2 protein-coding genes are annotated in these 26,346 nt (G+C 71.4%); both read right to left on the bottom strand.

Annotated elements, in window-relative coordinates:
* Positions 1-14,580, bottom strand: a complete 14,580-nt coding sequence (locus KRR26_RS32415; RefSeq protein ID WP_217081706.1) for a non-ribosomal peptide synthetase/type I polyketide synthase — start codon at positions 14,578-14,580, stop codon at positions 1-3.
* Positions 14,573-26,260, bottom strand: coding sequence for a non-ribosomal peptide synthetase (locus KRR26_RS32420; RefSeq protein ID WP_217081707.1), 11,688 nt, complete (start codon positions 26,258-26,260; stop codon positions 14,573-14,575). Before KRR26_RS32420 ends, KRR26_RS32415 begins: the two co-directional genes overlap by 8 nt.
* Positions 26,261-26,346 lie beyond the last annotated feature (86 nt).

The following is a 26,346-nucleotide window of genomic DNA, read 5'->3' on the forward strand; positions in this document are numbered from 1 at the left end:
TCAGCTCTCCGCCTCGGTTGCATCCAGCAGTGCGTCCAGTTCGTCGTCCGAGAGCTGCTCCAACGCGTTGGCGTCCAACTCTCGGGACACCCGCGCGATGGGCTCATCGGCGATGCGCTTCATCGCGCCAGCGAGTCGCGCGACCGCGTTCGCCATCCCCTCCAGCGTGGGGGACTCGAAGACCGCGGCCAGCGACAGCTCCACGCCCAGCGACTCGCGCACCCGCGCGACGATGCGCGCGGCCATGAGCGAGTGTCCGCCGAGCGCGAAGAAGTCGTCTCGGGCGCCGATCCCCGTCCGTCCGAGCAGCTCGGACCAGATGTCGGCGAGCAGTCGCTCCTCGTGCGTCGCGGGCGCGACATACGCCGCGGCGTTTCCGATGGGCGTGTCGCGGTCACGGAGCGCGCGCCGGTCCACCTTGCCCGTCGTGGTGAGCGGCAGCGCATCCACCGGTGCGAACGTGGAGGGCACCATGAAGTCCGGCACCTTCTGCTTCAGCGAGCCGCGAACGTCGGCCACATCGAGCGTGTGCCCGGGCCGCAGGACCAGCCACGCCACGAGGTGCACCTCGCCTGCCACGTCCTCGCGTCCGACCACCGCGACCTCGGCCACGGAGGGATGGGACCGGAGCGCGGCCTCCACCTCACCGGGCTCCAACCGAGCGCCACGAACCTTGAGCTGTTCATCGGCCCGGCCCAGGTACTCGAGCTGTCCATCGCGGCGCCAGCGCGCGACGTCTCCGGTGCGATACATCCGGCCGCCGGGCTCGTCGCTGAAAGGATCCGCCACGTAGCGCCCCGCCGTCAGGTCCGGGCGGTCCAGGTAGCCTCGCGACACACCCGGGCCGGCGATGAACAGCTCGCCGCGGGCACCGATGGGCACGGGGCGCAGCGCCGCGTCGAGCACGTAGGCGCGCAGGTTGTCGATGGGGCGTCCGATGGAGACCGGGCCCACGCCCACCTCGGTCGCGGTGGCGTCGCCGGCCACTTCCGACGAGCCATACAGGTTGAGCAACCGCGCCTGCGGCAGTTGCTCGCGGAAGCGCGCGGCGAGGTCCTCCGGCAACCGCTCGCCGCTGGTCACCCAGAGTCGCAGCGCCTTGAGGCGGCACGACATGTCCGGGACCTCCAGCAGCCCGCGCAGCACCTGCGGCACCAGGACGACGCGCGTGACGGCGCCCGCGTCCAACTCCGCCACCAACCGAACCGGATCCTTCAACCCCTCTTCATCTGGAAGGACCACGGGGACGCCCGCCAGCAACGGCCCCAACAGCTCCCAGACCGCATCCACGAACCCGAAGCCCGTGGTCAACGCGCCGACCTCTCCGGCCTCGAAGGGATAGGCGCGCCACATCCACGCGAAGCGGTTGAGCGTCGCCCGGTGCGTGGCCATGACGCCCTTGGGCTGCCCCGTGGAGCCCGAGGTGAAGATGACGTGGGCGAGGGCATCCCCGCCCGGCGCGGGAGGCAAGGGAGCAGCCCCCGGCGCCGCTGCGTCCTCGTCCTCCAGCCACAACACCGGCAGTCCCGCGTGCGGGGGCAACCGGTCCGCCAGGTGTCGCCGTGCGAGCAGCGCACCAGGGCGCGACTGCTCCACCATCCAGCCGAGCCGCTCGCGAGGATGCGTCGGCTCCAGGGGAACATACGCCCCTCCCGCGCGCAGCACCGCGAGCAGACCCACCACCAGCTCCACCGAACGATCCGCGAAGAGGCCGACCCGGACCTCGGGTCCTACGCCCTGAGCGCGCAGACGCGAGGCGAGTCGATTCACCCGCGCCGACAGCGCGCCAAACGTCACCGGGCCGCTCCGCGTGAGCAGCGCGGGAGACTGAGGCGTCCGCGCGGCCTGGGCCTCGAAGAGGGCCGAGAGGCTCGACTCCGAATCCAGCGCGTGCACCGGACCGCGACCCAGGTCGATCACCGCCGCGCGGTCCTCGTCGCACAGCATGGGCACCGCGTCCAGCCGCTCCACGCCTGATGCCAGCCCCCGCAAGAGCGTGCTCCAGTGCGACAACAGCCGGCGAATCGCGCCCTCGTCGAACAGCGCGGGCGCATAGGCGAGGCTCAGGCGCAGCCGCTCCCCAGGCAGCACGTAGGCAGACAAGGGTTGGTTGCCCTGGTCGTGACTCTTGACGTCCCGTACCTCCAAGCCGGGCGCGCCTTTTCCGAGCGCCGCATCGAGGGGGTAGTTCTCGAACACGAGCACCGTCTCGAAGAGCGGCTGGCCCCGCGCCAGCTCGCTCCAGGACTTCACCTGGATGAGCGGGCTGTGCTCGTGGCGACGCATGTCGAGCTGGCGGGCCTGGAGCTGCTGCAACCAGGGCACCACCGCCGCATCCGCGGGCAGGCGCGCGCGGATGGGCAGTGAGTTGATGAACAACCCGACCATCTCCTCGGCGCCGGGCAGGTCCACCGGACGACCGGAGACCGTGGCACCGAACACCACGTCCCGCGCTCCCGAGTACCGACTCAAGAGCAGCGCCCACGCTCCCTGCACCACCGTGTTCAACGTGAGCTGGTGCTTGCGTGCGAAGGCTTGTAGCTCCGCGGTCACCTCGGGCGCGAGGAACAGCACCTCCTCGCCCGAGACCTCCAGCTCGCCGCCCGCATGGTCGCGCCGCGCCCCAGGCAGTGGCGTGGGTGAGGTGAACCCCGCCAACTCACCACGCCAGTACGCCTGCGCGGCGGACAGGTCCTGGCGCTGGAGCCACGCGAGGTACTCACGCCACGCGGCTGGGCGCGGCAACGAGGACTCACGCCCCGAGGCGAAGTCGCCATAGAGCGTGAAGACCTCGCGCAGCATCAAGCCCACGCTCCATCCGTCCAGGATGAGGTGGTGATGGCTCCACAGGAAGCGGTGCTCCTCGTCGCCCAGGCGCACCACTTCCATGCGCGCGAGCGGCGCGGCGGCGAGCGAGAAGCCTCGCGCGTGGTCCGCCTCGACCAGCGCCGTCATGCGCGCCTGCTGCGCATCCGGCGACAGGCCGCGCAGGTCATGCTCGATCCAGGGCAGCACGGCGTCCCGATGGATGAGCTGAAGTGGATCGCCGAGTCCCTCGTGATGGAACGACGTGCGCAAGGTGCCATGACGAGCGATCACCTCGCTCCAGGCCCGGCGCAGCGCGACCAGATCCGCGCGGCCTCGCAGGGTCCACGCGAGACGCTCATGGAAGACGCCGGATCCCGGCGCCGCGAGCACCGAGTGCAACAGCATCCCTTGCTGCAAGGACGTGAGGACGCTGAGGTCCTCCAGGTCCGGGTGCTGCCCCAACAACCGCGAGAGCGCCGCGGGCGTCGTCCTCGCCAGCGGGAAGTCTCCCAGCGAGCGGCGAGCGGCGTCGTCCGTGCCCTTCCCCGCCACCAGCTCGCGGAGCCCCTCGGAGAACCGGGCCGCCACGGACTGGATGGTGGCGAGCGCGTGCACGGCGCGACTGAACGCGAACGTCACCACCAACCGGCCGTCGCGCACCACGGCGTTCACGGCGAGCCGATGCGGGCGCTGGCCGCTCGGGGCATGCCATGGGCCCGCGGGCTCATGGGTCAACCCGAAGCGCTCAGCGCCTCGGGCCGCCGCGTCGAGCTGCCCCAGGTAGTTGAAGCCCACCTCCGCGCCCGCCTGCGCACGGAGCACCTGCGCCGCATCCGGCCGCAAGGAGCGCAACACGCCATGGCCCAGGCCGTTCATCGGCAGCGCCCGACGCGCATCGCGCAAGGCTCGGAGCGCGTCTCCGGGAGTCGCGCCCTCCGGCACCGTCACGTCGAGCGGGAACACGCTCGTGAACCAGCCCACGGTCCGCGACAGGTCCACGTCCGGGAACAGCGACTCGCGACCATGGCCCTCCAGCTCCAGCCGCACCCGAGGTCCGCCCGTCCACCGAGACACCGCGCGCGCCAGCGCCGACAGCAGCACTTCATCCACTCGGGCGCGATAGGCCGACGGCACTTCGTTGAGCAGGGTCTTCGTCTCGCCCGGCTCGACGGACACCGTCAGGAGCTGCTCGCTCGCGAAGGTGTTGTCTCCGCCCGGGAAGTCCAGGGGCAAGGCGGGCACGTCGCCGGAGGTCCGCCACAGCGGAAGCTCACGACCCATCGCCTCCGTGTTCGCGTGCGCGAGGAGCTTCTCCGCCCAGGCCTTGAACGACGTCGTCTTCGCGGGGAGCACCACCGTCTCGCCCCGCTCCAGACGCGCATAGGCCGTCTCCACGTCCTCCAAGAGAGGGCGCAGCGACACGCCATCCACCGCGAGGTGGTGCACGACCAGCAGCAACCGGGCCGTGCGCGCCGGGCCTCTCTCGAACAAGACCGCGCGCAGCAGGAGTCCTTCGTCCAATCGCAGGCTTCGTTGAACCTCCGCGCCCACGGCCTCCAGCGCGGTCCCCAGCTCCGCCTCGGGGAGCGCGGAGTGGTCCACCCGGCGCACAACCACGCGCTCGGGCACGGGGCCATGCGACTGCGTCCAGCCGTCGGTGCCCCGCGTGAAGCGCAGCCGGAGCGCGTCATGGTGGCCCACCACCGACGCGAGCGCTCGCTCCAGGAGCGCCGCGTCAACGGGCCGGCGCACCTCCAGCACGGCGGACAGGTTGTAGTGGTGCGGCTCGGGCAGCGCCCAATCCTCGAAGAAGATGCGCTGCATGGGCGTCAGTGGCGCGTGGCCTTCCACCGGGCCCTGTTCGCCCAGCGGGGCCTGAGCCTTGCCCACGCCCTCGGACAACTCGGCGAGCGTCTGCCGCTCGAAGAGCATCGCCGGCTCCAGCCGGAGCCCGGCTTGCTTCGCGCGCGAGACGATCTGAATGCCGAGGATGGAGTCCCCGCCGAGCTCGAAGAAGTTGTCGTGGATGCCCACGCGCTCCACGCCCAACACCTGGGCCCACAGCGCGGCGAGTGTCCGCTCGACCTCCGTGCGCGGCGCCACGAAGGCCTTGCCCGACGTCACCTTGATGGCGTCCGGCTCAGGCAGCGCGCCGCGATCCACCTTCCCTCCGGGCGTCTTCGGCAGGGCCTCCAGCACGACGAACGCCGCCGGCAGCATGTGGTCCGGCAGGCGGTCCTTGAGGAAGTCTCGCAGCGCCGTGAGCGCCGGCGCACCCGCGGAGGTCGCGACGACGTAGCCCACCAGGCGGCGCGTATTGCTCACGTCCGCTCGCACCACCACGACCGCGTCCGCCACGTTCGGGTGCTGACGCAGCGCCGCTTCAATCTCTCCGGGCTCGATGCGGAAGCCTCGGATCTTCACCTGCGCATCGACGCGGCCCAGGTACTCCAGGCGGCCATCCTCGCGTGCTCGGACCCGATCTCCCGTGCGGTACAGGCGGGCTCCCGCCTCGCCGGAGAAGCCGTCCGGCACGAAGCACTCCGAGGTCAACTCGGGACGCCCCAGGTAGCCGCGCGTGATGCCCGCGCCCCCCAGGTACAGCTCGCCTGACAGTCCGATGGGTACGGGTTGGCCTCGGACATCGAGCACGTAGGCCCGCGTGTTGTGCAGGGGCCGACCGATGTCGGGCCGCTCCGCATCCAGGCCGGTGGAGACGGTCGCGCAGACAGTGGCCTCCGTCGGGCCGTAGCCGTTGAGCAGTCGGCGCCCACGGCTCCAGCGCTTCGCCAGCTCCGGCGTGCAGACCTCGCCCGCGGAGATGACCGTGGACAGCGCGGGCATTCCCTCCGGCTCCAGTTGCGCGAGCGACGAGGGCGTGAGCGTGACAGTGGTGATGCCGCGCGACTCCAGCACCTCGCGCAGCGGTGCCCCCGGCAGCAAGGACTCACGTGGCGCGAGATGCAGCTCCGCGCCGGCGATCAGCGTGGAGAGGATCTCCAGCACGGACGCGTCGAAGCCCAGCGCGGCGGCTTGGAGCACGCGGCGCCCCGGCCCCACGTCGTGCGCGGGGACGATGGCCCGCACCGTGTTGCAGATGCTCTCATGCGTGACGAGCACGCCCTTGGGCATCCCCGTCGAACCCGAGGTGTAGATGACATACGCCGCGTTGCCGGCCGAGGCCCGTGCATCCGGCGCCGTGGCGGGCTGCCGAGCGATGTCGCCCCACTCCGCATCCACCGTGACGAGCACCTCGCCGCCCGATGGAAGCTGTGACATCAGGTGCTCCTGTGTCACCACGACCGCGAGGTTCGCGTCGCGCATCATGAAGGCCAAGCGCTGAGCCGGATACGAAGGGTCGAGCGGCACGAACGCCCCACCCGCCTTCAGCACGCCCAGCACGCCGACGATGAGTTCCCAGGAGCGCTCGGCGCACACGCCCACGCGCACCTCGGGCCCCACGCCCAGGCCGATCAGGTGCCGCGCGAGCTGGTTCGCCCGCGCATCCAGCGCGCCATACGTCAGGCGCTCCGAGCCCGTCACCAACGCGACGGCGTCCGGAGTCCTCGTTGCTTGCTGCTCGAAGAGCTGGTGGACACCGTCCACCCCGGGGAACACGGCGCGGGTGTCGTTCCACTCCACCAGCACCTTCTTCTGCTCCTCGGCGCTGAGCAGCGGCAGCTCCGCGACGCGGCGGAAGGGGTCCTCCGCGAGCCCTGACAGCAACAGGAGGAACCGCGCCCAGAGCTGCTCGACGGTGCGACGGTCGAACAGGTCCGCGGCGAACTCCAGCGCGCCATCCAGGCCCGCCTTCGACTCGCGCAGCTCCAGTGACAGGTCCACCTTGGTCGCGCCGATGTCCAGGTCCATGGGCTGGACGCCGAGCCCCGGCGCGAGCACGTCGATGGGCGGCGTGTTGTGGAACGTCAACATCGCCTGCACGAGCGGCATGCGGCTCGGGTCGCGCGGCACGCGCAGCTCGTCCACCAGCCGCTCGAAGGGGACATCCTGATGGGCGAAGGCCTCGATGGACGCGGTCTTCACCCGGCGAAGCAGCTCCGCGAACGACGGCCGACGGGAGAAGTCCGCGCGGATGGCGAGCGTGTTCAGGAAGCAACCCATGAGGCCCTCCAGCTCGGCGCGATTGCGCCCAGCCGCGGAGGTCCCGATGACGATGTCATCCTGGCCCGAGTACCGATGGAGCAAGGTCTGCCACGCCGCGGTGATGACCATGAACGGCGTCGCGCCCTCGCGCCGGCCCACGGCCCAGAGCGCGTCCACCAGCGGGCGCGGCACCGCCACGGACAGGCGTCCCCCACGTCCCGACCACCGCGCGGGTCTCGGACGATCCGTGGGCATCTCCAGGACCTGCGCCCCCGCGAGCTGCTCCTTCCAGTACGCGAGCTGGGCCGCCATGGCGGGGCTGTCCAACCAACTGCGCTGCCACGCGGAGTAGTCAGCGTACTGAATGGGCAGCTCAGGCAACGGCGACGGACGTCCGGTGGAGAACGCCTCGTAGTGGGCCACCATCTCGCGGTAGAGCACTCCGCTCGACCAACCATCCGAGGCGATGTGGTGGAGCGTGAGCTGCAACACGTGCTCCGTCTCCGCGATGCGGATCATCGCCGCGCGCATCACGGGCCCACGCGACAGGTCGAACGGACGCCGCGCCTCATCCATTGCGATACGGACCGCATCGGACTGGTCGCGGGCCACGTTCCGCGCCATCACCAGTGGCATGGACGGCACGATGACCTGCCGGGCGCCGTCCTCGGTCAACGTGAAGGTGGTGCGCAACACCTCATGGCGGCGGACCACCGCGTCCAGCGAAGCCTCCAAGCGGTCCACGTTCACCGGGCCCGACAGCCGCAACGTGACGACGTTGTTGTAGGCGATGCCATCGGGATCCAACTGATTCAGCGCCCAGAGCCGCTGCTGCGGGAACGACAGCGGAAGGGGTTGATCTCGCGGCACCCGCACCACGGGAACACCCGTCGTGGCCGGCTGCGCGCGCGGCTGAGCCCGAGGCGCCGCGACTGCCGCGGCCTTCGCTGGCCGACGCGGCTTCGAGGCAGGTGCCGGAGCAATGGATTCCAGTGCGCCGTCGCGCCCCCAGCGCGCCCGCTTCCCGGTCAGGAACACCGTCTCGCCATCCACTTCCACGAAGCGAGCCCGGGTTGAGTCCGCGTCCTTCCAGAACCCATGCGGCAGCGAGGGCCCCCCCACGGCGAGCGCGCCCACCACGCCCACCGGGACGACCCGCCCCTTCGCATCCAGGACACGCGGCCTCGCCGCGAATCCCTCCACTCCGAGCCCCCAGGACGAAGCCTGATGCACGGAAGCCGTGAGCCCGCGGAAGCCACGGGCCTGGATGTCCGGCCCGTCCGCCGGCCCCGCCTCGCCCGCGAGGAGCAGCCCCCTCACGCCCGCGAGCGAATCCTCGGCCCCGGGCAACTCCGCGAGCGCACGCGCCTGCGACGGCGTGCACCGCAGCACGGTGACGCCCTCGGCGCGAATCCAGGCCAGCAGTTCACCCAGCTCCGAGCCCACCTCCGTCAGGGCCCGCGCTTCGGCAACGGGCGGCGCCTGCATCCGCTGGCGAAGCGTGTCGAGCAGGCGGAGGCTGTCCATCGTCGGCTCCAGCGGCACGCCGAAGTCGACGAGGCAGGCCACCTCGTCCACGTCCATGGAGCGCAGGCTCTCGACGATGCGGGCGCCGTCATCCACCGTGCCCAACAGGCCACCGTCCTCCAGGTAGTGCTCGAAGCCCTGGACGAGCAGCGCCTCCATGTCCTGCGGCGTCAGCCCGCGCACGTCCACCTGGAGGCCCTGGCTGGCCACCAGGTTCCCGAAGATGTCCACTGAGCTGCGGAAGTAACTCATCAGCGGCTCGCGCACGGCGGCGCGGACCTCCGCGGCGTCGCGGCCGAGGAAGGTGTGGAGCATCAGCGTCACGTGGCCGCGCCCTGGCCCGTGGCCCTCCTGTCGCCAGGCCTCGCGATACAGCGCCACCTTGGCCCGCAGCTCCTCCAACTGAGAGCCCAACCCGATGACGTTGGTGAGGATGCCCGCGCCCACCGCACCTGCCTGACGGAAGGTCTCGGGGTTGCCCGCCGCCGTGAGCCACACGGGCAGCTCGGCTTGCTTGGGCTTGGGCCGCAGCGCCAGCTCCACCTCATGGCCCGCGCCGTTGCGGCGCCGCACCGTCCCGCCACGCCACAGGCGCCGCAGTTCGTCCAGCCGCTCGCGCAGCACCTCCTTGCGGCGGGCGAACGTCCCCGGGGAGAGCGAGAAGTCATTCGCGTGCCAGCCCGTGGCGAGTGACACGCCCACGCGCCCGTTGGACAGGTTGTCCACCACGGACCATTGCTCGGCGACCTCGATGGGGTCATGCAGCGGCAACACGACGCTGCCCGCGCGAATGCGGAGATTGCGCGTGAGCATCGCGAGCGCCCCGCCGACCACCGAGGGCGCGGGGTACAGACCACCGAACGAGTGGAACCGCCGCTCGGGCGTCCAGATGGCCGAGAAGCCGTGCGTGTCCGCGAACCTCGCGCCCTCCAGGAGCTGCTCGTACTTGTGCTCGCCCAGCGAGTCCTCGTCGTTCGCGAAGTAGGACAGGCTGAAGTCGATGGGCCGGTGCGCCTTCTCACTCGCGCCCAACACGGCGAAGCGCGCCGCCAATCGCTCCGGGGGAAGCACGGCGCGCAGCCCCCGCGCGAGCGCCCCCAGCAGCTCCAATCCCGAGACCTCCTCGGCGGGCCCGCGCGCGGCGAGCCACACATCACCCTCACGCCCCACGTTCCGGGCTTCGAGTCCATCCAACAGGTGCGCGACGTTCCGATGCGTCAGCGTCACCCGTCCCCGGCCACCCAGGGACTCTGGCGCGGGCACGATGAACGCGAGCCCGTCCGCGGCGGCCTCACGGAACGCTTCGGCCGCCAGTGCCCCCACTGAATCCAGCGCCACCACGCACACCCCCGGCGGCGCCGTCACCTCCCCGGCTCGCGCCACCACGAGCACGCGCGGGCCCGTGTCCGGGAGGAGCGACGCCAGCACGGCCAGGTCACCCGCCGACACCGGCAGGCACGCGCCGCCCGCGCCGAGGATGCCCCATTGCGTCACCACCGCCTCGACACCGGGCTCGAGTCGCACGGCCACGGGCACGCCGTCGCGTACGCCCTCGTCCATCAGCCGCGCCGACACGCGCCGCGCCCGCTCCGACAGCTCGCGCCACGTCACCTGAACCGCGCCAGACGACAGCGCCACGGACTCGGGGCTGCGTCGCGCGCGCGCGCTCAGCCGCGCGAGGAGTCCCAGCGGCTCAACGGGCACCTGCGTCACGGGGCTCGACACCTCGTCGCGCGTCGCCAATGGCAGGTGGGAGACACGCACCTCCGGCTCGGCGTGCGCGGCGATGAGCAGCGTCTCCAAGTGGCCCGCCAGCCGGGCCACGCGGGCTTCGTCGTACAGCTCGGTGGCGTACTCGATGACGCCTGAGAATCCACTGGCGCCTTCGATCAGCAGCAGCGTCAGCTCCCCCAGCGTCGCACCGAACTGCGCGGGCGTCCCCGGGACCTCGACGAGCCGCAGCTCCAAGCCCGGTACGGAGGGCGGCGCGGTGGCCACATGCGAATGCAGGATGATGGCCGCGTCGCACAAGCGCGCGCGCGCGGGATCTCTCCCTGGCGCCACGCGAGGCAGCAAGTGCTCGAAGGGCACGTCCTGATGCGCCGTCGCGTCGATCGCGGTGTCACGCGCACGACCGAGCAGCTCGCGGAACGTGGGGTCTCCCGACAGGTCCGTGCGCAGGGCCATGGCGTGGGCGACGAAGCCAATCAGCGGCTCCAGCTCGCCCCGGGCGCGATTTCCCACCGGCGTGCCCACGACGATGTCCTCGCGCCCCGAGTACCGAGCCAGGAGCGCGGAGAGCGCCGCGAGCAAGGTCATGAAGGGCGTGACACTCTCGCGGTGGCAGATGCCCTTCAGCGCGGCGGACGCCTCGGGCGACAGCGTCACGGGGAAGCGCTCGCCTCGCAGGCGCTGCTCGGTCGGACGCGGCCTGTCCGTGGGCAACTCCAGCGGCGCGGGATGATCGGCCAGCGTCTCTCGCCACCAAGCCTCCTGCGCGGACAGGACACCCCCGTCGAGCGCGCGGCGCTCCCAGGCCGCCGCATCCACGTAGTGCACGGGCAGCTCGGGCAGCGGTGCGGGCTTGCCCGCCAGGAAGGCCTGATAGTTCACCGCCATCTCTCGGAAGAAGGCCACGAGCGACAGCGTGTCCGCCGCGATGTGGTGCACCGTGAGGAGCATCACGTGGTCCGCGTCCCCCAGGCGCACCAGGCGCGCGCGGACAATCGGCCCCGTCTCCAGGGAGAACGGACCGCGGGCCTCGTCCAACGCCAGCCGGATCGCCTCCGCCTCGGCGTCGCCCGCGAAGCCGCGCAGGTCCACCACGGGCACATCCATGCGAACCTCGGAGGCGAAGCGCTGACGCACCTGGCCGTCCACGACGACATACGTGGCGCGCAACATCTCGTGGCGACGGATGACCTCGTTGACCGCGCGCTCCAGGACACGTGCGTCCAGCGCCCCGGTGAGCCGGATGGCCAGCGGCATGTTGAGCGAGGGGTTCCCCGGGTCCAGCTGCTCCATCCGCCAGACGCGCTCCTGCACGACGGAGAGCGGCAGCTCACCGCTCCGGTCGATGCGGACGATGGCGTCCTCGGGAACACTCGGCACACCGTTGGGTGCTCCCCCGAGCATCGCCTCGATGCGTGCCGCGATGCCGGCCACGGTGGGGGCCTCGAACAGCGCGCTCAGCGGCAACTGGACAGAGAACGTCTCGCGCAGGCGGGTGAGCATCTGCGCCGCCATCAACGAGTTGCCACCCAACTCCAGGAAGTCATCGTTGAGGCCGATCTCCACGGCCCCCAGGCGCTCGTGCCAGATCTCCAGAACGCGCTGCTGAATGTCGCTCAGCGGTGCGCTCGCGGTGGCGACTGGCACCTCGCTCCGAGGCGCCGCCGAGGCCCGCACGGCCCCCGGGACGAAAGTGCTCGGGGCCGCCGGTCCCGGCCCAGGTGCAGGCAGCGACTCGGCGCTCGGCCCCGCCAGCGTGAACGGCTGCTCCTCGAAGGGATACGTGGGAAGCGCCACGCGTCGGCGCTTCTCTCCCGAGGCGAGCTGCGCCCACGCCCCATCCACGCCCGCGCACCACAGGTCTCCGAAGGACTGGAGCAGTCCTCGGTAGTCACTCTCCGTGGGCCTGCGACGCAGGGACGGCGCGACGACGATTCGCTTGTCCTGACGCGCGAGGGGGCGGCACAGCGCGGTGAGGTCCTGCCCCGGCCCCACCTCCAAGAGCACGCTGCACCCTTCCGCGACGAGGAACGCGAGCCCCGTCGCGAAGCGCACGGGCTGACGCATCTGCCGCGCCCAGTACTCGGGATCGGTCGCCTCCTCCCCTCGTATCCACGTCCCCGTGGCGCTGGACACATAAGGGACCTTGGGCGCCTGGAGGCGCATCGAGGCCACGGCGCGCGCCAGCTCAGCCATGAGCGGCTCCACCGCGCTGGAGTGGAACGCATGCGCCGCGGGCAGTCGCACCACGCCCACGCCCTGCGTCTCCAACCGCGCACTCAGCTTCTCGATGGCGGGCACCGTCCCCGAGACGACGCACCGGTCCTCGCCGTTGACCGCGGCCAGCGAGAGCCCTTCGGACAACAGCGGCAGGAGCGCCGCCTCGGACATCCCCACCGCGAGCATCCCGCCTGGAGGCAGCCGCGCCATCAACGCGCCGCGGACGACCGCCAGCCGCAAGCCATCCTCGGCGGACAACACGCCCGCCACGCACGCGGCCACGTACTCGCCATAGCTGTGCCCCAGCATGGCGAGCGGCTTCACCCCCCACGACATCCAGAGCCGCGCGAGCGCATGCTCGACGATGAAGAGCGCGGGCAGCGCCACGCGCGGATCCGCGAGCAAGGGCGCCATGGCCGAGTCCTGACCCTCGGGCGTCAGCACCAGCGCGCGCACTTCCCTCGCCAGCGCCGGGTCCAAGCGCGCGAGCGCCGCATCCACGTCCTTGCGGAACCCGGCCTCCACGCCGTACAGCTCGCGCCCCATCCCCACGGCTTGCGCGCCCTGTCCTGGGAAGAGGAAGGCCACGCGCCGCAGACGCCCTTGCTCCACCGCCGCGGGCGGCTTGCGCAGACGCTCCACCAACTCCGCCGTGGTGGCGGCCACCACCGTGCGCCGATGCTCGAACGCGCGCCGGCCCACGTTGCGCGTGAAGGCCACGTCCTCCAGCGGCAGCGCACTCCCAGCGCCGCCGGTGTCCAGGTGCTCCGCGAGCTCCCGCGTCATCGCCTCCAGCGCGGAGGGCGTGCGCGCCGACAGGCTGACCACATGGAAGGGACGGCCGCTCGGCACCGGGCGAGCCTCGGCGGGCGCCTCCTCCACCACGACGTGCGAGTTGGTCCCTCCGATTCCGAAGGAGCTCACGCCCGCGCGGCGAGCGACCTCCCCTCGGGGCCAGGGCTTCAAGGCCGTGTTGACGTAGAACGGGCTGCGCTCCAGTCCCAACTCGGGATTGGCGCGCTCGAAGTGCAGGCTCGGCGGCAGCTCCTCGTGGCGAAGCGCGAGCACGACCTTGATGAAGCCCGCCACGCCGGCCGCGGCGTCCAGGTGTCCCAGGTTCGTCTTCACCGATCCCAGGCCGCAGTAGCCCTTTCGCTCCGTCGTCTTGCGGAACGCGCGCGTGAGCGCCGCCAGCTCGATGGGGTCTCCCAGCGACGTGCCGGTGCCGTGGGCCTCGACATAGTCGATGTCGTCGCCGCCCAGCCCCGCGTACGCGAGCGCGTCCGCGACGACCTCGGTCTGTCCCTCGATGCTGGGCGCGGTGTAGCCCACCTTCTGCTGGCCGTCGTTGTTGATGGCCGTGCCCTTGATGACCGCATACACGCGGTCTCCGTCGCGCAGCGCGTCCGCCAGGGGCTTGAGGACCACCACGCCCGCGCCATTGCCCGCCACCGTCCCGGCCGCGCGGTGGTCGAACGCGCGGCAGTGTCCGTCCGGCGAGTAGATGAGGCCGTCCTGGTACACGTAGCCCGTGCGCTGGGGGCTGGCGATGCGCACCGCGCCCGCGAGCGCGATGTCCGACTGCCGCGTGAGCAAGCTCTGGCAGGCCATGTGGATGGCCACCAGGCCCGTGGAGCACGCCGTATAGACAGCGACGCTCTCGCCCCGGAGCTGGAGCTTGAACGAGGCCTTCATCGCCAGGCTCTCCGGCCCCGAGGTGACCAGGTCCATGGCCGCGGCTGGATCCTTGCGCGCCTCGCCCAACAACGAGAGCAGGTGGCTGGATGAGCCCGCGCCCGCGTACAGCGAGATGCGCCCCTTGAACCGCGCGGGGTCATAGGCCGCGTCTTCGAGGGCGGCCCACGCGCACTGGAGGAACACCCGCTGCTGTGGATCCATCCACAGCGCCTCGCGTGGGGTGACGTCGAAGAAGGCGGCGTCGAATGACTCGGCCCCCTCCAGGATGCCGCCCGCGCGCACGAAGTTCGGGTGGCGCCGCAGCGCATCTGGCATCAGCGGCGAGGACTCCAGCGCGGACTCGGGGAAGAAGGAGATGGACTCCACGCCCTCCCGCAGGTTGCGCCAGTAGTCACGCAGGTCACGGGCCCCGGGGAAGCGCCCCGCCATGCCCACCACCGCGATGTCGTTTCCGAAGTCCTCCGCCTCGACGTGATTGTCCGCGTCAGCCATTGCCTTGGTTTCCTCGTCGACCCTGCCGGCGGATCGCCTGACGCCGCTGAGCGGCGCGATCCTCATGGGCTTCGTTGTCTTGCGGCTCCGCGGATTCCTCCGCGTCCCGCTCCAGTGCCGCGGCGAACGCGCGGACGGTGGAATGCTCGAAGAAGCGCGTCGCGGGCACGTCGCGCTTCATCTCCTCTCGGAACAGCGTGCAGGCCTTCACCACCGACATGGAGCTGCCGGCCAGGTCGGTGAAGAAGTGGTCCTCGACGCCGATGTCCTCGACCCCCAACACCCGCGACCACAGCTCCGCCACCTTGCGCTCCATCTCCGTCGTCGGAGCCACGAACGTGGCCCCAGGCGCGCGAGCGACCTCCGGCTCCGGCAGCGCAGCGCGGTCCACCTTGCCGTTCGGCGACACGGGCATCCGGTCCAGCGGCACCACGACCGACGGCACCATGAACTCGGGCAGCGCCTCCACGAGCGCTGCCTTCAACACGCGCGCGTCCAGCGTCTCGCCCGCGCGAGGCACCGCATAGGCGATGAGGCGCTTGCCTCCCGCCGGGTCCGGCCGCGCCACCACCACGGCCTCGCCCACCGCGGGATGGCGGCGCAGCACCTCCTCCACCTCGCCCGGCTCGACGCGGTAGCCCCGCACCTTCACCTGCGTGTCGATGCGGCCCAGGAACTCCAGGGTCCCGTCCTCGCGCCAGCGCACGCTGTCTCCCGTGCGATAGAGGCGCGCGCCCGGCTCGTCGCTGAACGGATCCGGAATGAAGCGCTCCGCCGTCAGCTCGGGCCGTCCCAGATAGCCCCAGGCGATGCCCTCGCCGCCCGCGAGCAGCTCGCCGGGCACTCCCACCGGAACCGGATGCAGGCGGCGGTCCACCACGTACACCTGCGTGTTCGCGATGGGCTTCCCAATGGACACGCTCCCCTCGGGAATCGAGCCCTCCATCACGGCGCACGTGGTGAAGGTGGTGACCTCGGTGGGGCCGTAGCCGTTGACCATCAGCCCCCCGCGCGACAGCCGCTCACGGACCGCCGCGGGAGACAACGCGTCGCCTCCCGACATGAACTGCCGCACGCCGTCCACCACGTCGGGCCGCGTGACGGCCACGCTCTCGAAGAGGGCGGCGGTCAGCCACAGCACCGTCACCCCGCAGCGAGCCACCAGGTCCTTGAGTTCCTCCGCCGTGGGAGGACGGGGCGGCAGGACGACCAGTCGCGAGCCGTGCAGCAGCGCGCCCCAGATCTCCATGGTCGCCACGTCGAAGCAGATGGGCGCCAGCTGCGTGAAGACCTCGGACGGTCCCCACTGGAGATAGCTCTGCCCCAACACCAGCCGCGCCACGCCGCGCTGCGGGACGCACACGCCCTTGGGACGCCCCGTGGAGCCCGACGTGTACATGATGTACGCGAGCGACTCGGGCGGGACGGTGATGCCCGGAGAATCCTCGCGCTCACTCGCCAGTTCGCCCTCCTGATCATCCAGGATGACGACTGACGCGTTGCCCTCGGGGAGCACGTCGAGGACGGCGCGCTGCACCAGGATTACAGGCAGCCGCGTGTCCCCCACCATGTAGGCCAGACGGTCGCGGGGATAGGTAGGGTCCAACGGTACGTAGGCCGCGCCCGCCTTGATGATGCCCACGGTGCCGATGATGAGCTCCAGCGAGCGCCGCACGCACAAGCCCACCGGCGTGCCCGGGGTGATGCCCCGGCGCAGCAGGTAACGCGCGAGCTGGTTCCCGCGGCGGTCCAGCTCTCGATAGGTCAACCGCACGCCCTCGAACTCGACAGCGAACGCGTCTGGAGTGCGCGCGACCTGCGCCTCGAAGAGCGTGGCGAGGCAGGCCTCACGCGGGAACTCGGTGCGCGGGCCGTTCCACGAAACCATGAGCCGGCGCCGCTCCGCGTCGTCCATCAGCGGCAGGTCCCCGATGCGCTGGCCCGGGTCCTCCACCGCGCCCTCCATCAACACCCGAAGCTGCGCCATCCAGCGCGTGGCGGTGGTGGCGGTGAACAAGTCCGTGTCGTACTCCAGCGTGCCGCTGAAGCCCTCCGGCGAGTCATCGAAGGCGAGGGCCAGATCGAACTTCGCGGTGCCCGCGTTGAGTTCCACCGGGCGGAGGGACAGCCCCTCCAGGCTCGCATCGGAAGGCGGCGAGTCGTTGAGCGACAGCACCACCTGCATCAGCGGCGCGTGGCTCATCGTGCGCGGCGGCTGGAGCGCCTCCACCACGCGCTCGAACGGCACGTCCTGGTGCGCATAGGCGGCGAGCGTCGTCTCGCGCACGTGGCCCAGCAGCTCGCGGAACGAGATGTCCGGCGCGAAGCGCGTACGCAGCACCAGCATGTTCACGAAGAACCCGATGAGGTTCTCCAGGCCCGCATGGTGACGCCCCGAGATGGGCGACCCCACGCTGACATCCTGCTGTCCCGACACGCGCGCCAGCAGGAGCTGGAACACCGCCATCAATCCCATGAAGGGCGTGACGCCCTCACGTCGACAGAGGGCGCGGAACGCCGAGGAGAGCCCCGCCGGCAGTTGAACCGGCAGGGTCGCGCCATGGAAGCGCTGCACCGCCGGCCGAGACAGGTCCGTGGGCAACTCCAACACCGGCGCCGCGCCGTGGAGCTGCTGGCGCCAGTAGGCGATCTGCTCCTCCAGCGCGTCCCCCTGGAGCCAGCTTCGCTGCCACACCGCGTGGTCCACCGGCTGAAGCCCAGGCGCGGGCAACGCCGAAGCCCGGCCCAGGAGCGCCGCCGAGTACAGCGCGGCCAACTCGCGGAACGTGACGCCCAGGGACCAGCCGTCCGAGATGATGTGGTGCAGGGTCAGCACGACGAGGTGGGTGCGCGCACCCGTGCGAATGAGCACCGGGCGAATCAGCGGCCCTTGCGCGAGGTCAAACGGGCGCCGCGCGCTCTCGGCGGCGGCGCGCAGGGCCTGCTCCTCACGCTCGGCCTCCGCGATGTCGCTCAAGTCCACCACGGGCAGGGACAGGGAGACCGCGTCGTGGATGCGCTGGACGGGCTCTCCCGCTTCCATCGAGATGGTCGTCCGCAGCGACTCGTGGCGGCGGAGCAGCTCGGCCAGGGCCTGTTCCAGCGCGGCCACGTTCAGGTCTCCCTCCAACCACGCCGCCCACCGGACGTTGTAGACACCCCGGTTCGCCTGGAGCTGCTCCAGCAGCCACAACCGCTCCTGCATGAGCGACAGCGGCAGGCGCCCCTCTCGCCGCACCGGCACGATGGGCGGAGGACGCCTCGCGTCCGTCTGTCCGCGCACCTGCGCGATGCGCGATGCGAGGCCCTCCACGGTGGGGTTCTCGAAGAGGTCACGCAGCGAGAGCGACACGCCACACGCCGCCAGAATGCGCGCCACCACCCGCGTGGCCATCAGCGAGTGGCCGCCCAGGTCGAAGAAGCTGTCACGCACTCCGACGCGCGAGACACCCAACAGCTCGCGGAACAGCCCCGCGACCAACTCCTCCGAGGGATCGCGTGGAGCCACGAGCCCCGTGCCCGCCTCGGCCCACTCCGCCTCCGCTGGGGCAGGCAGGGCGCGGCGGTCCACCTTTCCGTTGGGCGTGAGCGGCAGGCGCTCGACGCGCACGAGCGCCGCGGGCACCAGGTACGACGGCAGGTGCTCGGAGAGGAACGTCCTCAGCGCGGTGGGCGTCACGGACGACGCGACGACATAGGCCACGAGTTGACGCGAGCCACCCGAGACCTCCTCTCGCGCCAGCACCACCGCCTCGCGCACCTCGGGGTGTTGGAGCAGCGCGGCCTCCACCTCGGCGGGCTCCACGCGGAAGCCTCGCACCTTCACCTGTGCATCGACGCGTCCCAGGAACTCCACCGCGCCATCCAGCCGCAGCCGCACGCGATCCCCGGTGCGGTACAGCCGCGCGCCCGGAGCAGCCGCGTAGGGATTCGGCACGAACCGCTCGGCCGTCAACGCGGGCTGCCGCAGGTAGCCCCACGCAAGTCCATCACCGCCGAGCCACAGCTCCCCTGCCCCACCCGGCGGCACGGGCATGAGCCCCGCATCCAGGACGTACTGCTCGGTGTTGGCCAGGGGGCGGCCCATGGGCACCGTGGTCGCGTGCTCGGCGACCGCGTCAACGAGATGCCACGTCGCGAAGGTGGTGCTCTCGGTGGGCCCATACACGTGCAGCAGGCGCTCCGGCCCGCCCTCGCGAAGCACCGCGCGCACCGCGCGCGGATCCACGGCCTCGCCCCCGAAGTGAACCTGTCGCACGGTCCGGAACGCATCCGGAACTTCAGCCACCACCTGATTGAACCAGGCCGTCGTGAGGAACATCACCCGGATGTCTTGCTCGCGCAGCCATGCGGCGAAGGACCGAGGCTCGAGCGCCCGCTCGCGCGAGACGCCCACCAGCCGTGCCCCCTGGAGCAATGCACCCCAGACCTCGAAGGTCGCCGCATCGAACGAGGCGTTGGATGCCTGGGCCACGCGATCATCGGGACGCCACTGAATGAAGTTCGTCCCCACCACCAACCGCGCCACCGCGCGGTGTGGCACGCCCACGCCCTTCGGTGTCCCCGTCGAGCCCGACGTATAGATGACGTACGCGAGGTCCTCAGCCGAGGCGCCCGATTCAAGCACGGTGGCCGGCATGCCCTCGAACGTCCCGAGCGCATCCAGTTCAAGCAGGGGGACGCCTCCCACGGACCACCGCGAACTCAAGGCGGACTGCGTGAGCAGCACCGACGCGCGCGAGTCCCCGAGCATCCAGGCCAATCGCTCCGTCGGGTACGTGGGATCCAAGGGGACATAGGCCGCGCCCGCCTGGAGGATGCCGAGCAGGCCCACGACCCACGCTGGCGATCGCTCCACGCACACCGCCACCGTGTCCCCTCGGCGCACGCCCATCGCGGCCAGCCGGTGGGCCAGCTGGTTCGCCCGGCGCGCGAGCTGCGCATACGTGAGCGCGCTCCCTTCGTACTCCACCGCCACGGCGTCCGGCGTCCTCGCGGCTTGCGCCTGGAACAGCGAATGGACCGTGGCCTCTCGCGGGTACGTGGTGCGCGAGGCGTTCCACTCCACCAACACCCGCTGAAGCTCGACCTCGGAGAGCAGCGGGACCTCTGCCAGCCGGCGCTCAGCGCCCTCGGCCATCTCGCGCAGCAGGGCGCGCCAGTGCCCCAGCATCTGGACGGCCGTGCACTCCGGCACGCGCGCGGTCTGGAACTGCACCTTGAGGCGCAGGGTGCGTCCGGGGAGCGCCACGGCGGTCAGCGGATAGTGCGTGCGCTCATGCATGTGCACGCCGTGCAAGGACAGGCCCGCGCCGCCCCGCGAGAGGGCCTCGTCCACGGGGTAGTTCTCGAAGACGAGCAGCGATTCGAACAGCGGCGTGCCGCGCGGAACCTCGCTCCAGCCCTGGATGCGCGTGAGCGGGACATGTCCTCGCTGCGCCAGCGCCACCAGCAGGGACTGAAGCTCTCGCAGCCACGGCAACAGCCCCTCGGTTGGCCTCAGCCGCGTGCGCACCGGCACCGTCTGGATGAACAACCCCACCGACTCCTCGGCCCCCGCCAGCTCCGGAGGACGCCCGGCGAGCGTCGTCCCGAAGGCGATATCCTCGCCGCCTCCATAGCGAGCCAGCAGCAGCGCCCACGCGCCATGAACCAGCGTGCTGGGCGTGACGCGGTGGCGGCGCGAGAACTCCTGGAGCGCATTCGACTCCGCGTCGCTCAGCGCCTCGTCGCGCTCGCCCACTCCGTCATCGCGAGCATCGCTTGCTCCGGGCAAAGGCGTGGGGGACTCGAAGCCCGCGAGCTGCTCGCGCCAGAACTCCTCGTCTCCCGTGGCGGGGCGCCGCGCCAGCCATGCGAGGTACGCCCGGAAGGGCGGCACCGGGGCGGGCGTCCAGACCTCTCCACGTGTCAGCGCCGCATACGCCTCAAGCAGCTCGCGCAGCACGCGCGCGAAGCTCCAGCCGTCCAGCACCAGGTGGTGGAAGCTCCAGAGCCAGCGCCAGGATTGTTCTCCCACGCGAACGACCGCCACACGAGACAGCGGGGCACGCTGCAACGCGAAGCCGCGGGCTCGGTCCTCGCGCGTGAAGTCCTCCCACCGCGCCGCGCGCTCCGCCTCCGACAGCGTGCGCCAGTCCTCCTCACGCCACGGCAGCTCCGCCTGGGGATGAACCACCTGAAGTGGCTCCTCCAAGCCCTCCCAGTGGAAGGACGTGCGCAGGACCGCGTGCCTGGCCCCGAGCAGCTCCCAGGCCCGGCGCATCGCCCCCACCTCCAGCGGGCCCGTGAGCGTCCAACTCAGCTGCTCGAAGTACGACTCGCCACCCGGCGACACCAGCTCCTGGAACAGCAGGCCGTGCTGAAGCGGAGACAGCGGATACACGTCTTCCACCGCGCCCGCGCGCGCAGTGAGTCGCGCCAGCTCCTCCGGAGACAGGGAATGGAGGACCGCGGTCGCACCGGGACGCGCCCCCTGCGCCGAGCCCCGAGGCAAGGCATCCAGGCGCGCGGCCAGCGCGCTGAGCGTCCCGGCCTCGAAGACATCTCGCAGGGACAGCTCCACGCCCAGCGCCTCGCGCAGCCGAGCGGCGGCACGCGTGGCGAGCAGCGAGTGTCCGCCGAGCGCGAAGAAGTCATCGTCCGCGCCCACGCGCTCCACGCCCAGCAGCGCGGACCAGACCGCCGCCACGCGCAGCTCGGTGTCGGACCTCGGCGCGAGGTACGGGCGGGTGGCATCGCGAGCGCCCTCCGGAGCGGGCAGCGCCTTCCGGTCCACCTTCCCGTTCAGGGTCAGCGGCAGCTTCTCCAAGAGGGCCCATGCGGAGGGCACCAGGTGCTCGGGGAGCGTCTGTCGCGCGAAGGCGCGAAGCGCATCCAGGCCCACCGTCGCGCCGGGCTGAGCAACGACAAACGCGACCAGCCGCGCGCCCGCGCCCTCGTCCTGGCGAGCCACGACGACGACCTGCCGCACGCCGGGATGGCCCGACAGCGCGGATTCAATCTCTCCCGGCTCGACCCGGAAGCCGCGCACCTTGAGCTGGAAGTCCACGCGCCCCAGGAACTCCGCCGTGCCCTCCCCCCGCCACCGCGCCCGATCGCCCGTGCGATACAGGCGCGCGCCAGGGCTCGAGCTGAAGGGATCCGGCACGAAGCGCTCGGCCGTCAGCGCGGGCCTCGCGTGATAGCCCTGAGCCACCCCCGCGCCGCCGATGAACAGCTCTCCGGGAACACCGATGGGCGTGGGCCGCAAGCCGGCATCCAGCACGTGGAGCCGGGTGTTCACGATGGGCGTCCCGATGGGGACGGGCCCTGGCGCGCCCGTCACGCGATGGGTGGCCGACCACACGGTGGTCTCGGTGGGGCCATACATGTTGAGCAGCGCTCCACCCACCCGCTCGCGCAAGCGCGAAGCGAGCTCCGGACCCAGCGCCTCGCCGCCCACGAGCAGCGCCTCCAGCCCACTCAGGGCGCTCGCCGCGCCCGGCTCCAGCAAGAGCGCCTCGGCGAACGAAGGCGTGCACTGAAGGTGGGTCACCGCGTGGCGGCGGATCAGCCCGGGCACCGTCGCGGTCGCGAGGACGCCGCGCTCCGCGAGCAGGACGACCTGGAAGCCGCGCGCCAGCGTCCACAACACCTCCAGTACGGAGATGTCGAAGGACACGCTCGTCACCGCGAGCCACGTCCCTGAGCGCCGTGCCAGCCGCGCGTCCATGCCGGCCAGGAAGTGCGCGACGTTCCGGTGAGAGACGAGCACGCCCTTGGGCTGTCCCGTCGAGCCCGAGGTGTAGAGGACATACGCCACGTGGTCCGGCCCCACGTCGCTCATCAGCGGGGGCTCCGCCACGTCGCGAGCCCCCTGCTGCGTGAGCAGCACCACGCCGCGCCCACCCGTGGGGAGGCCGTCCGCCAGGTGCGCCTGCGTCAGCACGACCGAGGCCCCCGAGTCGCTCAGCATGAACGCGAGCCGCGCCTCGGGATACGTGGGGTCGAGCGGAAGGTAGGCGCCTCCCGCTTGGAGTATGCCGAGCATCCCCACCACCAACTCCAGTGAGCGGTCGACGCACAACCCGACCACCACGCCAGGCCCCACGCCGCGTGCCCGCAGGCGCAGCGCCACGGCCCGCGACTGACGCTCCAGCTCCCGCCACGTGAGGGACTCTTCGCCGCACACCAGGGCCACCGCGTCGGGCGTCTGGGCCGCCTGTGACGCGATGAGCGTGTGGACGCAGTCCTCGGAGACCTCCTGGTGCGTGTCGTTCCAGGTCGCCAGCAGCCGCTGCTCGTCGTCGGGCATGAGCGGCAGCGAGTCCACGCGCAGCTCGGGCTGCTCGATGATGGCTTCGAGCACGACGTGGAGACGCTCGACGAGCCGGGTCGCGGACGCGGCGTCGAACAAGTCCGTGGCGTACTCCATCCACCCCGCGAGCCCCGCGGCGCCTCGCGTGAGGGACAGCGTCAGATCATAGGGCGTGGCCCGCGGCTCCAACTCCACCGCCTGCGACTCCAGGCCCGCCAACGACCACGCCTCTCGCGGCTCGGGCTGGAGCACGAACAGCACCTGGAAGAGCGGCGCGCGTGAGCGATCTCGCACGGGCAGCACCGCCTCGACGATGCGCTCGAAGGGGACGTGGCGGTTCGCGAACGCATCGAGCGAGGTCTCCCGCGCGCGCCGCAGCAGGTCCCGGAAGCGCTCCGTGCCCGACACAGACGCGCGCAGGACGAGCAACTCCAAGAAGCAGCCCATCACCCCGTCCAACCCCGCGCGCTCGCGCCCCTGGATGGGCGTGCCAATGCAGAAGTCGTCCTGCCCCGAGTGGCGATGCAGCAGCGCCTGGAAGGCCGCCAGCACCGTCATGAACAGCGTGGCCCCCTCCTCCCGTCCCAGCGCCTCCAGGCGCGCGGTGAGCCGCGCCGAGACCTGCACGGGCACACGCGCGCCCGCATGCGTGGGGCGCGAAGGACGGACGTGGTCACTCGGCAACTCCAACACGCCGGAGACACCCGCCAGCTTGCGGCGCCAGGACTCCAGCGAGGGTGCTGTCGCGTCCTCGGACTCCTGCGCGGCGCGCCAGTGCGCGAAGTCCAGGAAGCGCACGGGCGGCAACGGCAACGCGGGCGCTCGGCCGTCCCGGAACGCCGCGTAGAGGGCGCTCAGCTCGCGCGCCAGGATGCCGAAGGACGCGCCATCCGAGACGAGGTGGTGCACGACCACCACGAGCAGGTGCACCTGGGCATCGAGTTGGAACAACGTGACGCGGAGCAGCGGCCCCCGCGTCAGATCGAATCGAGTACGAGCCTCCGTCTGGGCCAGTCGCAGCGCCGCCGCCTCACGCGCGTCCATGGGCACGTCGCGCAAGGAGACGCGGCGGAAGACAGAGGGCATCTCTCGCGCGACTCGCTGGGAGGGGATGCCGTCCTCCTCTTGGAACGTCACCCTCAGGGCATCGTGCCGCCCGATGAGTGCTGCCACCGCGCGGTCGAGCGCGTCCACATCCAGCGGCCCCACCAGCCGCGCCGCGGCCGGGAGGTGATACGCGGGAACGCCACGCCCGAGCTGTTCGAAGAGCCAGAGGCGCTGCTGGGTCGCCGTGAGGGGCGCGGCCAGCGAGTCCGCCCGACGGGGGATCGCGTCGGCGTGTCCGCTCCCTCGCGAGGCCGCGAGTCGGCGCGCCAGCTCCGCCACGGTCGGCCCCTGGAGCAATGCCTCCATGCCGGAGCGCGCCCCCACCTGCTCCAGGTCGTTCGCCAGCTCGACCGCCGCGAGCGAGTCCAGCCCGAACGAGGTGATGGGGACGTCCTTGTCGAGCGTGTCGCGGTGGATCCGCAAGCGCTCCGCCAGGCGCGTCAGCAGCCACGCCTCCCACGACGCCACGGAGTCCGGTGCGCCCGCTGGTCCCGCCTGCGCGACCAGCCCCTTCGCGTCGGACGAGACCGCTCCTTCCCGCCAGTTCAGGAGCGCCCGAGGCGCGCCCTCGAGCAGCTCCGCGCGGCAGGCTCGCCGTTGGACCTTGCCGCTGGAGGTCTTGGGCAGCGCCCCTGGCTCGATGAGCACGAGCGCGTGGAGCTGCACTTCATGGGTCTCCGAGAGCGCCCGGCGAACCGCGCCCAGCACATCCTCGGGCGTCCAGGCCTTGCGCGGATCCACCTCGTACATCACCGCGAGGCGCTCCTCTCCCGCCACCTCGATCGAGAACGCCGCGCCACACCCCGGCCGCAAGGCGGGATGCGCGCGCTCGAGGGTCACCTCCAGGTCCTGCGGGTGCAGGTTGCGACCGCGCAGGATGATGAGGTCCTTGCGGCGCCCCACGACGAACAGCTCGCCGTCGCGCAGCAACCCCAGGTCTCCGGTGCGCAGCCACCGCGTCTCTTCCGTCGAGTCCGCGAGACGCGCCTCGAAGGCCTCGCGGCTCTCGTCCAGCCGCGCCCAATACCCGGTCGCCACGCTGGGGCCACTGAGCCAGATCTCCCCCACCCGCCCAGGCGCGCAAGCCCGCCGCGACTCGGGCTCCACGATGAGGAGCCGCTGCTCCGCGAGCGTGGTGCCGCACCCCACGAGCGTCCGCGCCTCCTCGCCTTCGCGAGCCTCCACCGCCTCATTGCGCTCCAGCGCGGCCGCATCCCAAGCCCGCGTGCGCACGCCCTCCCCCTTGCGGCCGCCCGAGGCGATCAGCGTCCCCTCCGCCAGGCCGTAGCAGGGGTACAGCGCGCCGCCCTGGAAGCCAGCGGGCGCGAAGGCCGCCTGGAAGCGCGCCATCACCTCGGGCCGAATCGGCTCCGCGCCACAGAAGGCCATCTCCCACCGCCGCAGGTCCAACCCCTCCCGCTCGTCGGGAGAGACCTTGCGCACGCACAGGTCGAACGCGAAGCACGGCCCGCCGCTGATGGTTCCCCCGAAGCGCGTCAGCGTCTCCAGCCAGAAGCGCGGCCGTCGCAGGAACGCGAGTGGCGACATCAGCGCGACGGGGATGCCCGCCGCCAGCGGCTGGAGGATGCCGCCGATCAAGCCCATGTCGTGGTAGGGCGGCAACCAGATGACGCCCACGCTGTCCGAATGGACCTGGAACGCGTCGGTGATGAGTCCCAGGTTGTGCAGCAGATTGCCGTGCGTGAGCTGCACGCCCTTGGGATCGCCCGTGGAGCCCGACGTGTACTGGAGGAAGGCCAGCGTGTCCCGCGTCGCTTCGGGACGACGCCAGGTGGACTCGGCGCCCTCGGGCACCGTGTCCGTGGCCAGCCAGCGCAGCGCGGCCAGCTCGGGCGCGTCCGCGAAGAATGCCTCCCCCATTCCCTGGATGAACGACGTGGTGAGGACCACGCTCGCGCGCGCGTCGCGGATGATGGCCCGCAGCCGAGGCAACGTCCGTTCGAGCCGAGATGGATCCGGAGGATAGGCGGGGACCGCCACCAGCCCGGCCTGAAGACACCCGAAGAACCCCGCGATGTACTCGAGGCCCGGTGGATACAGCAGCACCGCGCGCTCCCCCGCTTGGGCAAGGGATTGGAGCACCGCGGCGATGCGACGCGCGCGCAGCTCCAGGCCGGCGTAGCTCAAGACCTCGTCGGCCTCGCCATCCGACACGAAGGAGTAGAGCGGTCGCTCACCGAACGACTCGGCCCTCCTCTCCATCAATTGAGCAAGGGTCGAGGACGAGGCGAAGCGCTCGGACGGGAGTGCCATGAGATGGGTCGGCGTGCAGGGGGGAGTGGCCAGTGCATATTCGCGGAAAGCTCGCGACCACGTAAGCCATCGAAACCCGTGTCAGT

The organism is Citreicoccus inhibens, from assembly GCF_019039035.1.
Classification (GTDB): Bacteria; Myxococcota; Myxococcia; order Myxococcales; family Myxococcaceae; genus Citreicoccus; species Citreicoccus inhibens.

Excerpts from the sequence above, each read along its gene's own strand:
- KRR26_RS32415 (WP_217081706.1), bottom strand. The coding sequence starts at position 14,580 with ATGGCTGACGCGGACAATCACGTCGAGGCGGAGGACTTCGGAAACGAC.
- KRR26_RS32420 (WP_217081707.1), bottom strand. The coding sequence starts at position 26,260 with ATGGCACTCCCGTCCGAGCGCTTCGCCTCGTCCTCGACCCTTGCTCAA.